The sequence below is a fragment of the Bacillus sp. FJAT-22090 genome (genome assembly GCF_007676755.1).
Lineage (GTDB): Bacteria > Bacillota > Bacilli > Bacillales_A > Planococcaceae > Psychrobacillus.
Map to the genome: position 1 here is coordinate 113,109 of NZ_VEBK01000007.1, position 12,927 is coordinate 126,035.

The 12,927-nt window shown below is 37.0% G+C and carries 14 protein-coding genes; all 14 read left to right on the forward strand.

The features are described 5' to 3' along the window. Window positions 1-76 precede the first annotated feature (76 nt). The 14 genes from rpsA to ndk all read left to right on the forward strand — a co-directional run bounded on the left by rpsA (window position 77) and on the right by ndk (window position 12,821). The gene (rpsA, locus tag FS486_RS10700) at window positions 77-1,219 is read left to right on the forward strand and encodes a 30S ribosomal protein S1 (protein ID WP_144511325.1); all 1,143 of its coding nucleotides are present in this window, start codon (window positions 77-79) and stop codon (window positions 1,217-1,219) included. A gap of 343 nt (window positions 1,220-1,562) precedes the next feature. Next, window positions 1,563-2,027, forward strand: a complete 465-nt coding sequence (locus FS486_RS10705) for a GNAT family N-acetyltransferase (RefSeq protein WP_144511326.1) — start codon at window positions 1,563-1,565, stop codon at window positions 2,025-2,027. Window positions 2,028-3,331: 1,304 nt separating this feature from the next. Continuing rightward, entirely contained in the window at window positions 3,332-4,642 is a 1,311-nt protein-coding gene (gene der / locus FS486_RS10710) for a ribosome biogenesis GTPase Der (protein ID WP_144511327.1), read from the forward strand. 22 nt (window positions 4,643-4,664) lie between these two features. Next, a complete protein-coding gene (locus tag FS486_RS10715; protein WP_144511328.1) occupies window positions 4,665-5,684 on the forward strand; it encodes an NAD(P)H-dependent glycerol-3-phosphate dehydrogenase in 1,020 nt (339 codons plus the stop codon). An 85-nt stretch (window positions 5,685-5,769) separates the two neighbouring features. After that, window positions 5,770-5,985 carry a DUF2768 domain-containing protein gene (locus FS486_RS10720; RefSeq protein WP_260858078.1) on the forward strand — a complete coding sequence of 72 codons (216 nt, stop codon included), beginning with the start codon at window positions 5,770-5,772 and terminating at the stop codon, window positions 5,983-5,985. Window positions 5,986-5,998: 13 nt separating this feature from the next. Further along, window positions 5,999-6,709, forward strand: coding sequence for a hypothetical protein (locus FS486_RS10725; protein WP_144511329.1), 711 nt, complete (start codon window positions 5,999-6,001; stop codon window positions 6,707-6,709). A gap of 76 nt (window positions 6,710-6,785) precedes the next feature. Next, the gene (gene spoIVA / locus FS486_RS10730) at window positions 6,786-8,264 is read left to right on the forward strand and encodes a stage IV sporulation protein A (RefSeq protein ID WP_144511330.1); all 1,479 of its coding nucleotides are present in this window, start codon (window positions 6,786-6,788) and stop codon (window positions 8,262-8,264) included. 172 nt (window positions 8,265-8,436) lie between these two features. Next, window positions 8,437-8,709: an HU family DNA-binding protein gene (locus tag FS486_RS10735; RefSeq protein ID WP_144511331.1), complete on the forward strand. Its 273-nt coding sequence runs from the start codon at window positions 8,437-8,439 to the stop codon at window positions 8,707-8,709. 177 nt (window positions 8,710-8,886) lie between these two features. Beyond that, complete coding sequence (gene folE, locus FS486_RS10740) at window positions 8,887-9,456, forward strand: GTP cyclohydrolase I FolE (protein WP_144511332.1); 570 nt, start codon at window positions 8,887-8,889, stop codon at window positions 9,454-9,456. Window positions 9,457-9,526: 70 nt separating this feature from the next. Next, complete coding sequence (gene mtrB, locus FS486_RS10745; RefSeq protein ID WP_144511333.1) at window positions 9,527-9,748, forward strand: trp RNA-binding attenuation protein MtrB; 222 nt, start codon at window positions 9,527-9,529, stop codon at window positions 9,746-9,748. A 53-nt stretch (window positions 9,749-9,801) separates the two neighbouring features. Then, window positions 9,802-10,563, forward strand: a complete 762-nt coding sequence (locus FS486_RS10750; RefSeq protein ID WP_144511334.1) for a heptaprenyl diphosphate synthase component 1 — start codon at window positions 9,802-9,804, stop codon at window positions 10,561-10,563. A gap of 3 nt (window positions 10,564-10,566) precedes the next feature. After that, window positions 10,567-11,271 carry a demethylmenaquinone methyltransferase gene (locus FS486_RS10755; protein WP_144511335.1) on the forward strand — a complete coding sequence of 235 codons (705 nt, stop codon included), beginning with the start codon at window positions 10,567-10,569 and terminating at the stop codon, window positions 11,269-11,271. Between the two features lie 20 nt (window positions 11,272-11,291). Continuing rightward, on the forward strand, window positions 11,292-12,266 hold the full coding sequence (gene hepT, locus FS486_RS10760) for a heptaprenyl diphosphate synthase component II (protein ID WP_186321416.1): 975 nt from the start codon (window positions 11,292-11,294) through the stop codon (window positions 12,264-12,266). 108 nt (window positions 12,267-12,374) lie between these two features. After that, on the forward strand, window positions 12,375-12,821 hold the full coding sequence (ndk, locus tag FS486_RS10765) for a nucleoside-diphosphate kinase (protein WP_142537214.1): 447 nt from the start codon (window positions 12,375-12,377) through the stop codon (window positions 12,819-12,821). The last annotated feature ends 106 nt before the right edge of the window (window positions 12,822-12,927 follow it).

The window sequence follows — 12,927 nt, forward strand, 5'->3', positions numbered from 1 at the left end:
CAAAAGTGCTTCTTTTTGTATTTCTGTGCTAGTTCGCATAAAATAGAGAAGAGACGTTGTGAAGGAGGAATATCATATGTCAGAAGAAATGAACTTAAATGACACACATGAGTTTAAAGAGGGAGATCTAGTAAAAGCGACGATTGCACAAGTAGATGATAAATCAGCAATCGTAACAATTGAAGGTGCACCTTTTGATGGGATCGTTCCTATCAGCGAACTATCTAGCTTGCATATTGAAAAAGCATCCGACGCCGTTTCCATCGGTGATGAACTAGAGCTTATGATTACAAAAGTGGAAGAAGCAAATTTTGTTCTTTCCAAACGCAAAGTGGATGCAGAGAAAGCTTGGGATAAGCTAGAAAAGCAATTCCACTCTGGAGAGATTATTGAAACAGAAGTAAAAGAGGTAGTAAAAGGCGGATTGGTTGTTGACTTAGGAGTGCGCGGATTTATCCCTGCATCTTTAATAGAAGACCATTTCGTTGAATCATTTGAAGACTATAAAGGTAAAGTATTAACCTTTAAAATTGTAGAGTTTGAAAAAGACAAAAACCGATTAATTCTTTCCCATAAAGCAGTTGTGGAAGATGAAAAATCAGTAAGTAAACAAAAAACCATGGATTCTATTAAAAGTGGGGACGTGCTAACGGGTACTGTCCAACGAATTGCATCTTTTGGTGCTTTCGTAGACATTGGCGGCGTAGACGGGCTTGTGCATATTTCACAAATATCATACGAGCATTTAGCTAATGTTGCGGACGTACTGTCGGAAGGACAGCAAGTGAAAGTGAAAGTATTATCAATTGATAGAGACGCTGAAAGAATTTCCTTATCTATTAAAGATACTTTACCTGGACCGTGGGATGAAATCGAAGAAAAGGCTTCTAAAGGGACTGTTTTAACAGGCAAAGTAAAACGTTTAGTTTCTTATGGGGCGTTTGTAGAAGTCTTCCCAGGGGTAGAAGGACTTGTCCATATTTCTCAAATTGCGCATAAACATATTGGCACGCCACAAGAAGTATTAAAAGAAGGCGACGAAGTACAAGTAAAAGTTCTGGAAGTAAGCAGCGCAGAAAAAAGATTATCTCTAAGTATTAAGGAACTAATCGAAAACGAAGAAGAGTTCAATATAGCGGATTATCAATTACCAGAAGAATCAAGAGGCTTCTCCATCAGCGATGTACTAGGAGACAAGCTTAAAGATTTCACGAAATAACATAAAGTAAAATTTGTTTGTTTTTAAAAGGGACGGAAAGTGGAAAAATCCACTTTCCGTCCCTCTTTTCGTTAATCACAGTTAAAATAAATAGTAGGAACAGGATTTTTTCGAAGTTTTACGAATTTATTATATAAGAGGATAGTTAAGGAGGAATAAAGAGTGAACCAATATAATTTCAGTGTTCCATGGATTACATCGTAAAGTGATCAAGGTGGGATTAACAGTCTCTTTTAAATACATTATCTTCAATCGCGGTTATCTTACACTGTTCACTTTACAAATGATTATTTCAGATAGGGATCGGTTGAGTGATCAATTCGGTTGTTAAAGGAGAGAAAACATGATTAAGCTTGAAAAGATGAAAAATAATGAGTTTAAAAAGTATTTAGATTTTATGGTACCTGATTATGCAAAAGACATTTCTAATAACTATGATCTTCCAATGGATAAAGCAATGGAAGAATCAGAATTAATGATGAAGGATTTACTTCCAGATGGTTTGTCTACCAAAAATCAATTTTTGCTTAATATTTATGATCATGCCCTAAACAAGAAAGTAGGATTACTTTGGTTCAACGTAAATAAAGATATTAATCGTGCCTTCCTTTATCATATTTACATTGAAGAAGCATATAGACAAAATGGTTACGCAACTAAAGCTTTAGAAGAATTGCAAGTAAGGGTAAAAGAACTAGGAATGAATTCGATTGCTTTAAGTGTGTTTGGGGGTAATGAGAATGCACTTCGACTTTATAAAAAGATGGGCTACTCTTCCTCTTCAATATCTATGCATAAGTTATTATAGTTTTGTTATTGTAAATACGAAACTTAAGAATTAATAATATACGCTTCATTTTAAAGCGTTTTGGAACAGTCGTGAACATAGGACGTTCCATATGCAAGTGAATCGGGGAATCACACAACTTAATAAGTGTTAACTATATAGAGATAATGCGTCACAATACGTTTACTAGTGACCGTTATGATTTTCTCTGCTTGCGGACGCTTTCCGCCGGGTGAGCGATGAGCAACCCCCGCCGCTTAGGCGTCGTTGGGCTGTCTCATTTGCCCACAGAGGAACAAAGGCTAAAAGCGCCACATCGTGTGGCAACGCCTTCGTGACCAACATCTTGTTGGCCTCGGCAGGAGTCGCATCCAGCAGAGAAAATCATAGAATAAGCTTCCTTTTCAGTATCGGCTCGCTGAAAAAAATATCCCTTTTTTCCTATGGGAAAACCCAATAAATGGATTAGGGTAACCAATCGGTTATCGAAAGTTACTTGTGAAAGCAACTAATTCATAACATAGCAAGTTTATTGGGAGTAAGCCGATTATAAATTCCCGACTTAATAGGGGCAATGTGTCACAAATTTATTGCTATCCGAGCATAAAAGTTCCATCCGTTCAAAATGTTGCGCATCCGGTCGATAAAGTTGCGAGTAACGACTAAGTTGTTGCGCAATATTGAATGGACCCTCTTATTCATATTGATGAAGCGGATACTATAGGGGAAGTGCATAGTTATCAATGTCCGCAAGCCTTTGTGTGAAGAATTGATTGCGCTCGTTGTCAATTTGGTTGCTTTCAAGCTAAAACTGGTTGCGTTGCCTATTGAATTGGTTGCTTTCAAGTGACAATTGGTCTCACTAAGCCATTTACTAACTTTTAATGGCTAATAAATACAGATAAAAGCGTCAATTTTGATGGATTGCAGTTGCAAGACGGCGACTCCAACGGGATCAAGTGAGTAAGATGAGACTTTACAACGAACGCCTAAGCGGGCGGTGAAGGCTCATCACTCACCCCACGGAAAGCGTCCGCCCTGCAGCGGAAATCCAAGCGGACACTTCCTTACAACGCATTATCCCTAAAATACGCAGCCATTAAGTATTGGCAATTGACTATCTAATAATGACTCTCAAAGAAAGTCGTTAATGCGTAGTGCATTATTCTCGTTGCTCTTAAATAAGACTTAATTCATAAACATTTCATACTTCTATTTTGGGATAATTATGTGAGTAAAGCAGATGACTTCGACAAAGAAGTCGCCTGCTTTCAACTTTTTGTTGTATAATACAAAATAGACGAAGTTGGAAGGATGAAAAAGTAATGACAAAACCAGTAGTAGCAATCGTTGGTAGGCCAAATGTTGGTAAATCAACTATATTTAATCGAATTGTAGGAGAACGTGTATCGATCGTGGAAGACATTCCAGGGATCACTCGCGATCGTATATATAGCTCGGCAGATTGGCTAACAAATGATTTTAATATTATCGACACAGGTGGTATTGAACTCAGTGATGAGCCTTTTTTAGAGCAAATTAAACAACAAGCAGAAATAGCGATGGATGAAGCAGATGTAATTATTTTCTTAACAAATGGACGAGAAGGTATTACAGCGGCGGACGAATACGTAGCAAAAATATTATATAAAACAAAAAAACCAGTTGTTTTGGCAGTCAACAAAATTGACAATCCAGACATGCGTGAAATGATTTATGATTTCTATTCTCTTGGAATGGGCGAACCATTTCCTATTTCAGGTTCACATGGATTAGGACTTGGAGATTTACTAGACGAAGTGGCGAAAAACTTCCCAGATGTAGAAGACCAAGAATATGATGAAAATGTAATTAAGTTTTCATTGATCGGAAGACCTAATGTTGGAAAATCTTCTTTAATTAATGCATTCTTAGGTAATGAACGTGTTATCGTTAGTGATATTGCGGGCACTACACGAGATGCAATTGATACGGAATACTCATTTGATGGACAAGATTATGTGATGATTGATACAGCGGGTATGCGTAAAAAAGGAAAAGTATATGAAACAACGGAGAAGTATAGTGTTCTTCGTGCCTTAAAGGCGATTGAACGCTCAGACGTTGTTTTAGTCGTACTAAACGCAGAAGAGGGCATCCAAGAACAAGATAAGAAAATTGCAGGGTATGCTCATGAAGGCGGTAAGGCAGTCATCATTGTGGTGAATAAATGGGATGCTATTGAAAAAAATGATAAAACAATGAATGAAATGACGAAGTCTATCCGAGAACATTTCCAGTTTTTAGACTATGCACCTATTATTTTTGTTTCAGCAAAAACAAAACAACGTGTGCACAGCCTGCTTCCTGTTATTAACACAGTTAGTGAAAACCATTCACTTCGAGTACAATCCTCTGTACTGAATGAAGTAATTGAAGATTCTGTGGCACGTAACCCAGCTCCAACCGATAAAGGGAAAAGATTACGTATTTACTATGCGACACAAGTTGCGATTAAACCACCGACATTTGTTGTATTTGTTAATGAACCAGAATTAATGCATTTCTCCTACGAAAGATTTTTAGAAAATCGTATTCGAGAATCCTTTGATTTTGAAGGTACTCCAATACGTATTATAACTCGCGCAAGAACTTAAGTGTTAAAGGGGGGTTAATTTAATGGAGAAAGTAACAGTACTTGGTGCTGGTAGTTGGGGAACGGCACTTGCAATGGTGCTTGCTGATAACAAAAACGAGTGTCTCCTTTGGTCACATCGTGAGGATCAAGCACAAGAGATAAATGAACATCATACGAATAAAAAATATTTGCCAGACACACTTTTACCAACCAATCTCAGAGCGACAAGTGATTTTAAGCAAGCGATTGAACATGCATCGACAATCATTATTGCTGTACCAACCAAAGCGATTAGAGAAGTTTGTCGGGATATGAAGGAATTTTTAACGGAGAAGAAGCTATTCGTCCATGTTTCAAAAGGGATTGAACCAGATTCTTTCAAACGAATTTCTGAAATGCTGGTAGATGAGTTGCCGAGTCCAAAAGTTGAAGCAATTGTTGTTCTATCAGGTCCTAGTCATGCGGAAGAAGTTGTTTTGCATCATCCGACTACAGTAACTGCAGCGAGCTTGGATATTGACGCTGCTAAAAAAGTTCAAGATCTATTCATGAATACTTCTTTTCGAGTTTATACCAATGAAGACGTGGTAGGGGTAGAGATTGGTGCAGCATTAAAGAATGTAATAGGATTAGCTGCTGGCATTGTAGATGGTTTAGGTTATGGAGATAATGCAAAAGCTGCTCTAATTACTAGGGGACTTGCAGAAATTTCAAGACTCGGTATAAGTTTAGGTGCAAAACCGTATACTTTTTCAGGTTTAACAGGTATGGGTGATTTAATCGCCACATGTACTAGTGTTCACTCCAGAAACTGGAGAGCAGGTAATATGCTTGGAAAAGGGGCTTCCCTTGACAAAGTGCTTGTTGAAATAGGTATGGTGGTAGAAGGGGTAAGAACAACGAAAGCAGCATATCAACTGGCAAAAAAACAGCAAGTAGATATGCCAATTACAGAAGCGTTGTACTCCGTTTTATTTGAAGGTATTCATCCAAAAGAAGCGGTAGATATTCTAATGCATCGAACAAAGAAACATGAATTGGATGATTATAAATCGTTCTAAAAATTGTCATAAAGAAAAGAGTTGTTTGAAAGCAACTCTTTTTTGATGTGCTATACTCTTTACTAGATAGAAAGGTGGGAATCCTATGTTACCTGTTTTATTAATATCCTCCATGGATAAGATGTGGATTTCATTTGGATCTATGGGAAGTATGTTGCTTGCTATGATCCTGATGTTTTTTGTGAAAAATAAGTTTAAAAACCGTTTCTTGAAATTTGTCTTTGGATTGATAGCATACATATTATTATTTATAGGTTTCATTACGATGATCTATATTATTTTTAATCCAACAAAAGCGTAGTAAGGAGATTCACATGAAAAAGTTAAGTTTACTAGCGGTTTTAACAATGGGAATTCTATTATTGGCCGGATGTAGTTATAAAAGTGGATATGAACCAGAGAATTTATTGCCTTACGAAGATCAATTGAATGCAGTGCAAAACGCAGTTAATAGCTTTAAGGAAGATTCCAGTGGTCTATTACCGATTAAAACGCGGGATATGGATACGGACCAATATATCAAATATCCAATTGACTTTAAAAAAATTGTTCCAACCTATATGGGGAAAGTGCCGGCTAATTCATATGAAGCAGGTGGAATTTACCAATACGTTTTGATGGATGTTGAAGAAAATCCAACTGTTAAATTGGTAGATTTGCGTCTTGCTGAGGCGATTCGTGACATTAACTATCGCAAAGGGATAAATGGTTATGGACCTGTTGCAGAAATAATCACAGAAGGTGTGTATAAGCTAGATTATAAAAAGATGGGTTATAAAAGTGAGTTAACTGTTCAAAGCCCATATTCCGATACTTTACTGCCTCTAGTAGCCACTGGGGATGGGAAGGTATACGTAGACTACTCAATCGAGTTGAATCGACTTCTTCAAAAAAGTGACACCAGTGTAAAACCTGGAGAAGACATTCGTTTTTTATTGACAGATAATTTTGCTATCGTACCAGCATATTCACTTCCTTATACAGTTGATGAAAACAATGAACCAATTTTTATGGTAGATAAATAACTTGAAACGTTTTATGCATCGTGCATGAAACGTTTTTTTTACGCATATATTAGATTGCGAAGAAAGGAGAGTATCCATGTCGAGTAAACTGTATGAACAAATAGCAGAACGAACAAATGGTGATGTGTATATTGGAGTAGTAGGTCCAGTAAGGGTTGGTAAATCTACTTTTGTAAAAAGAGTAATGGAACTTGTTGTTATTCCGAATATTCAGGAGGAATCGGAAAGAATCCGTGCGCAAGATGAGCTTCCTCAAAGTTCTCCAGGCAATGTTATTATGACCGCTGAACCTAAATTTGTACCAGCGCATGGAACAAATATTCATCTTGGTGAGGATCAATTAAGGCTTCAAATTCGGTTAGTGGATTGTGTTGGTTATATGATCGATGGGATTAATACTGGTTCGGGAGAAGATGGACAAAAACTTGTGCATACTCCATGGCATAGTGAGGCGATCCCATTTGAAGAAGCTGCAAGAATTGGGACCGATAAAGTGATTCGTGACCATTCTACTATCGGAATCGTTGTAACAACAGATGGTACAGTGAACAATATTCCTAGAAAAGCAGCGGAGCAAGCAGAGCAACAAATAATTTCGCAACTCAAGGAAATTGGAAAACCTTTTGTTATTGTGTTAAACAGTAAAAATCCAGGGCATATTGAGACAATCCAATTATCGGAAGAATTACAAAAGCAACATGAAGTGCCTGTAATAGCGGTAGCTGTAGATCGGATGACTGCGGAGGAAATTCAGTACATACTCCAACAGGCACTTTATGAATTTCCGATCACCGATATTGAATTGATGAAGCCTGATTGGACGGATGTGTTAGAGCCGGATCACTTTGTAAACAATGCAATCACTTCTTCTTTACAGGAATGGCTACAAATTGTCTCCAAGATGAAAGATGTGAAAGAGCTTGCTTCCAGATTTAAACAAGTTCCCTTTATTCAATCAGCGGAAGTAGTGGAAGCGAATCCAGGTCGCGGTTCCGCATGTATTCAAATTGGCTTAAAGCCGGAAGTATTTCAAGAAGTATGTGATGAGTGGCTAGAAGAACCTATTCAATCTAAAAAAGACTGGCTGTTATTTGTCAAAGAAGCTTCTAAGGCGAAAAAAGCGTACAATAAGTTTTCGGATGCTTTGGAGGCTGCCAAAAATCATGGGTACGGAGTATCGCTTCCAACCATACAAGATTTTCAACCTTCCGCACCGGAAATTATTAAACAAAATAATTTTTATGGAGTTAGCTTAAAGGCAAAAGCAGCTTCTCTTCACATTATTCGAGTTGATATGGAAGCGGAGTTCGCACCTCTTATTGGCTCCGAGTTCCATAGTCAACAATTACTAAAAGATTTAAAACATGGCTATTTACATGATAGGGACGCATTGTGGCAAACTCAAGTTTTCGGTACATCTTTAGTCGAAGTAATGAAAGAAAGTTTACGCTATAAAACAGAGAGTGTTTCGAATGTTGCGAAAAATAGAATGCGCCAAACAATCGAAAGAATGGTCAATGAAGGTGACCGAGGTATGGTAACTTTTATATTGTAAATATGATACAGGGCTTTTCGCGACTATGCGAAAAGTCCTGTTATTTTGTGAAAATGGCGTTTTTTTAAGGATTCTTCCCTAAACACGTGTAAATAGTGTTGCGAAGGGATTTTGGTTGTGATACTCTTTTTACAGGATTAAAGCTATCTTCCTTTGAGAGGAGGTGAATGGTATGAATAAAACAGAATTAGTGAACTCTGTTGCGGAAGCTGCAGAACTTTCGAAAAAAGATGCTTCTAAAGCTGTTGAAGCTGTTTTTGAATCAATTCAAACTGCTCTTGCAGATGGTGAAAAAGTTCAATTAATCGGCTTTGGTAACTTTGAGGTTCGTGAACGTGCAGCACGTAAAGGACGTAACCCTCAAACAGGTGAAGAAATCGACATCGCTGCTAGCAAGGTGCCTGCTTTTAAACCAGGTAAAGCACTTAAAGACGCAGTTAAATAACTGATGTTGTAGTACATAGAACGGTTATTGTGAAGCTTGCTTCGCGGTAGCCGTTCTTTTCAATTAAGATACATGATAAAATAATTCGGTATGATACATAGTGAAAAATATTTATTATATTTGTCTCGTATGCTAAGATGCTAGTGACATATTTAGTTTGGTCTAGGGGGTTAACAGATGACGAATGTCGATCTGAAAAAAATAGAAGAAGCAGTTAAAATGATTTTAGAAGCAGTTGGGGAGAATCCTGAAAGGGAAGGACTACTTGATACCCCGAAAAGAGTCTCCAAAATGTATGCAGAGATGTTCGAAGGATTGCATCAAGATCCAAAAGAATATTTTAAAACAGTCTTTAACGAAGATCATGAAGAACTCGTGCTAGTGAAAGATATTCCATTTTATTCAATGTGTGAACATCATCTTGTTCCTTTTTACGGCAAAGCACATGTCGCTTATATTCCGCGTGACGGAGTAGTGACAGGGTTAAGTAAGTTAGCTAGAGCCGTCGAAACTACTGCAAGACGCCCTCAACTGCAAGAAAGAATTACTTCGAGTATTGCTGATGACATAATGGAAATGCTAAATCCACACGGAGTTTACGTGGTAATTGAAGCTGAACATATGTGTATGACTATGAGGGGTATTAAAAAACCTGGTGCGAAAACGGTGACTGCTGTTGCTAAAGGGATTCTAGAAACTGACGAAGTGAAACGTTCAGAAATTTTAGCTTTTATACAGATGAAGTAACAGTTTTGGATGAAAGCTTTAGAATATGGTATGATAAAAAAAGACTGTTTTTACAAAGGAGAATATTAGAATGTCTAGTTCAGATTTTATCGTTATAAAAGCACAAGAAGATGGAGTGCATGTTATCGGTCTCACTCGTGGCACAGATACAAAATTTCATCATTCTGAAAAACTAGATACAGGTGAAGTAATGATTGCTCAATTTACTGAGCATACTTCTGCTATGAAAATTAGAGGACAAGCATCTATTCACACAGTAAACGGTGTTATTCAAAGTGAATCTAAAAAATAAAAAGACTACATTATCATAAAAAGTAAGCGCAATTGGGAAATGGAGTAAAGTGTATGAACGAAGCATTGATCACACAACATGTAGAGCAATATAAAAAAGATATTCTCATGCAAATCGGGCAAAGTACTTTGTTAAAATATACAGGAACTCCTGTTATTGACGAAGAGCGTTTGTTTTTTACACTTTTACCACTACTCAATGGGGAAGATTGGAACGAATCAGAGCGTATCTCTGTCATTGCAACTTCGCTCATTTTTTCAGCACTTGCTGCGCATGACCTAGTGAAAGAAAAAAATGCAACTAGCAAGGAACAGCAATTACAAGTATTAGCGGGAGATTATTATAGTGGGAAGTATTACCAACTCCTAGCTAAGGACAAAAAAATAGATTTGATTCGACAATTATCCGAGTGTGTCACCTCTATTACGGAGCATAAAACAAGGTTTTATGATTTAAATGAATATACATTTGAACAGCTTATTCAATCTATTCAGCTGATTGAAAGTAAACCTATTGAACAGTTTATGGAATACTACGCTTTTCACGAATATGTGTTTATTATGAAAGAGGCTTTATTACTTACTTCTCTTAAAAAAGAGATTGTTGCTTTTGAACAAACGGAGTCTACTTTATATATTGGCAAATCGCGTAAATTACAATCGAATTTGGACTCACTTCAAACGGAGATTAAAAAGATAGAAAACGATTTAGTACGGGACGTCCGTTCTTCCCAATTATTAAAAGAACATGTAAAACATGCAATATTAGAACGGGTGGCTAAATGTTCGCTGGAAAAGCAGTTGAGAGAAGGTTAAACGGTGGGAAAATCTAAAGAGCAACATGTACATGAAGTTTTTGAGAAAATTTCAGATAACTATGATTCGATGAATTCGGTTATTAGTTTTCAACAACATAAGATATGGCGTAGTGACACGATGAAAGCAATGCAGGTTAAAACGGGTAGCTCCGCATTAGATGTATGCTGTGGAACCGCTGACTGGACTATTGCATTAGCAAATGCAACCGGCCCTTCTGGTAAAGTAAAGGGACTCGATTTTAGTCAGAACATGCTGAATGTAGGAAAAGAAAAGGTGAAAGATATTTCCCAAATAGAATTATTGCAAGGGAATGCAATGGAATTACCTTTTGAAGACAATACATTTGACTATGTCACTATAGGTTTTGGTTTAAGAAATGTACCAGATTACAAACAAGTACTGAGTGAAATGCATCGGGTTGCAAAACCAGGAGGCATGATTGTCTGTCTTGAAACATCGCAACCAGACTCTAAATTGTTTAATGCAGCTTTTCGTTTATATTTCCGATTCATCATGCCTATATTTGGTAAATTATTTGCTAAAAGTTATAAAGAGTATTCTTGGCTACAAGAGTCAGCGAAAGACTTTCCGAATCGAGCAGAGCTAACAAAATTATTTGAAGCAGTTGGAGCGGTGAGTGTAACGAGCAAACCATATAGTGGTGGTGCGGCGGCAAGGCATATTGGTTTTAAAAAAGATATTTAAGTGGGAGAAGGTTTAGATCTGTGGATAAGATGAAGTTGAAATTACTTTATTCCGATTTAAAATCGGATTTGGATGTCATAGAAAAAGAACTAGCAGTAGCTGTGAATTCTTCCTCCCACTTATTAAATGAAGCTTCTCTTCATTTACTTCTCGCTGGAGGAAAACGAATTCGTCCTGTTTTTGTTTTACTTGCAGCGAAGTTCGGAAACTATTCGATTGAATCCATTAAGAATGTCGCTGTTCCAATTGAGCTTATACATATGGCGTCTCTCGTACATGACGATGTGATAGACGATGCAGAAACTAGAAGAGGCAGAGAGACGGTAAAAGCACAGTGGAATAACAGGGTAGCAATGTATACAGGTGATTTTCTTTTTGCCAAAGCGATAGAATACATAACAGCATTACAAAATACATATGCACATGAAGTGTTATCCCATACAATGATTGAACTATGTATAGGAGAGATTATTCAAATTGAGGATAAGCGCTTTTTAGACCAAACTGTTCGAGATTACTTAAGACGAATAAAACGAAAAACCGCTATATTAATCTCTGCTAGTTGCGAATTAGGAGCAATCGCTTCTGGAGCGGATGATAAAACGGTAAAACATTTAAAGCAATTTGGTTATTACGTTGGAATGTCATTCCAAATTATTGATGATATTTTAGATATCACTTCTACCGATGAACAATTAGGGAAACCAGCCGGAAGTGATTTATTACAAGGGAATATAACGTTACCTGTTTTATATGCAAAAAGCGAACCGGCTATTGTCAACTTATTACATGCTATGTTTGAAGGAACAATATCGGAAACAGATAAGCAAAAACTATTAAACAAGATTCGAAACTCGGATGGAATTATTAAGGCGAAACAAGTAAGTAATCTTTACTTGCAAAAAGCACTTGATGAAGTGAAGCAATTGCCTTCGAATTCTGCTAAAAAATCTCTACAAAATATTGCATTATTTATGAGTAAACGCAAATTTTGATAGTGTTCAGCTTCGAATGCGAATTTAATTGAAAATATTAGCTTATAGTGATACTATTTTTAACGGTGGAGAAATTTAATCCATTATATATTTGAAGGAGTGTTATTCATGGAAAAAACATTTTTAATGGTAAAACCTGACGGCGTACAACGTAATTTAATCGGTGAAATCGTAAGTCGTTTTGAGAAAAAAGGATATCAACTAGTTGGAGCAAAATTAATGCAAATTCCAACTGAATTAGCAGAACAACATTACGGCGAGCATAAAGAACGCCCATTCTTCGGCGAATTAGTAGAATTCATCACTTCTGGACCAGTTTTCGCAATGGTTTGGGAAGGTGAAAATGTTATCTCAACAGCTCGTCTTATGATGGGTGCAACAAACCCTAAAGAATCTGCTCCTGGAACTATCCGTGGAGACTTCGCAGTAACTGTTGGAAAAAACATTATCCACGGTTCTGACTCACCAGAAAGCGCTGAACGCGAAATCGGCTTATTCTTCAAACAAGAAGAATTAGTAGCATACGCGAAAGATGCTAACAACTGGATTAACTAATAATTTTTAAAAGAGCCTGAAATGACATTGTCATTTCAGGCTCTTTTTTGGAGTATCGATAAATCCAGTGTTTCAGATTTTTTAGTGAATAAGATCGATTCTATAA

Excerpts from the sequence above, each read along its gene's own strand:
- FS486_RS10715 (WP_144511328.1), top strand. The coding sequence starts at position 4,665 with ATGGAGAAAGTAACAGTACTTGGTGCTGGTAGTTGGGGAACGGCACTT.
- FS486_RS10735 (WP_144511331.1), top strand. The coding sequence starts at position 8,437 with ATGAATAAAACAGAATTAGTGAACTCTGTTGCGGAAGCTGCAGAACTT.
- mtrB (WP_144511333.1), top strand. The coding sequence starts at position 9,527 with ATGTCTAGTTCAGATTTTATCGTTATAAAAGCACAAGAAGATGGAGTG.
- der (WP_144511327.1), top strand. The coding sequence starts at position 3,332 with ATGACAAAACCAGTAGTAGCAATCGTTGGTAGGCCAAATGTTGGTAAA.
- FS486_RS10705 (WP_144511326.1), top strand. The coding sequence starts at position 1,563 with ATGATTAAGCTTGAAAAGATGAAAAATAATGAGTTTAAAAAGTATTTA.
- FS486_RS10720 (WP_260858078.1), top strand. The coding sequence starts at position 5,770 with ATGTTACCTGTTTTATTAATATCCTCCATGGATAAGATGTGGATTTCA.
- FS486_RS10750 (WP_144511334.1), top strand. The coding sequence starts at position 9,802 with ATGAACGAAGCATTGATCACACAACATGTAGAGCAATATAAAAAAGAT.
- spoIVA (WP_144511330.1), top strand. The coding sequence starts at position 6,786 with ATGTCGAGTAAACTGTATGAACAAATAGCAGAACGAACAAATGGTGAT.
- folE (WP_144511332.1), top strand. The coding sequence starts at position 8,887 with ATGACGAATGTCGATCTGAAAAAAATAGAAGAAGCAGTTAAAATGATT.
- FS486_RS10725 (WP_144511329.1), top strand. The coding sequence starts at position 5,999 with ATGAAAAAGTTAAGTTTACTAGCGGTTTTAACAATGGGAATTCTATTA.
- rpsA (WP_144511325.1), top strand. The coding sequence starts at position 77 with ATGTCAGAAGAAATGAACTTAAATGACACACATGAGTTTAAAGAGGGA.
- ndk (WP_142537214.1), top strand. The coding sequence starts at position 12,375 with ATGGAAAAAACATTTTTAATGGTAAAACCTGACGGCGTACAACGTAAT.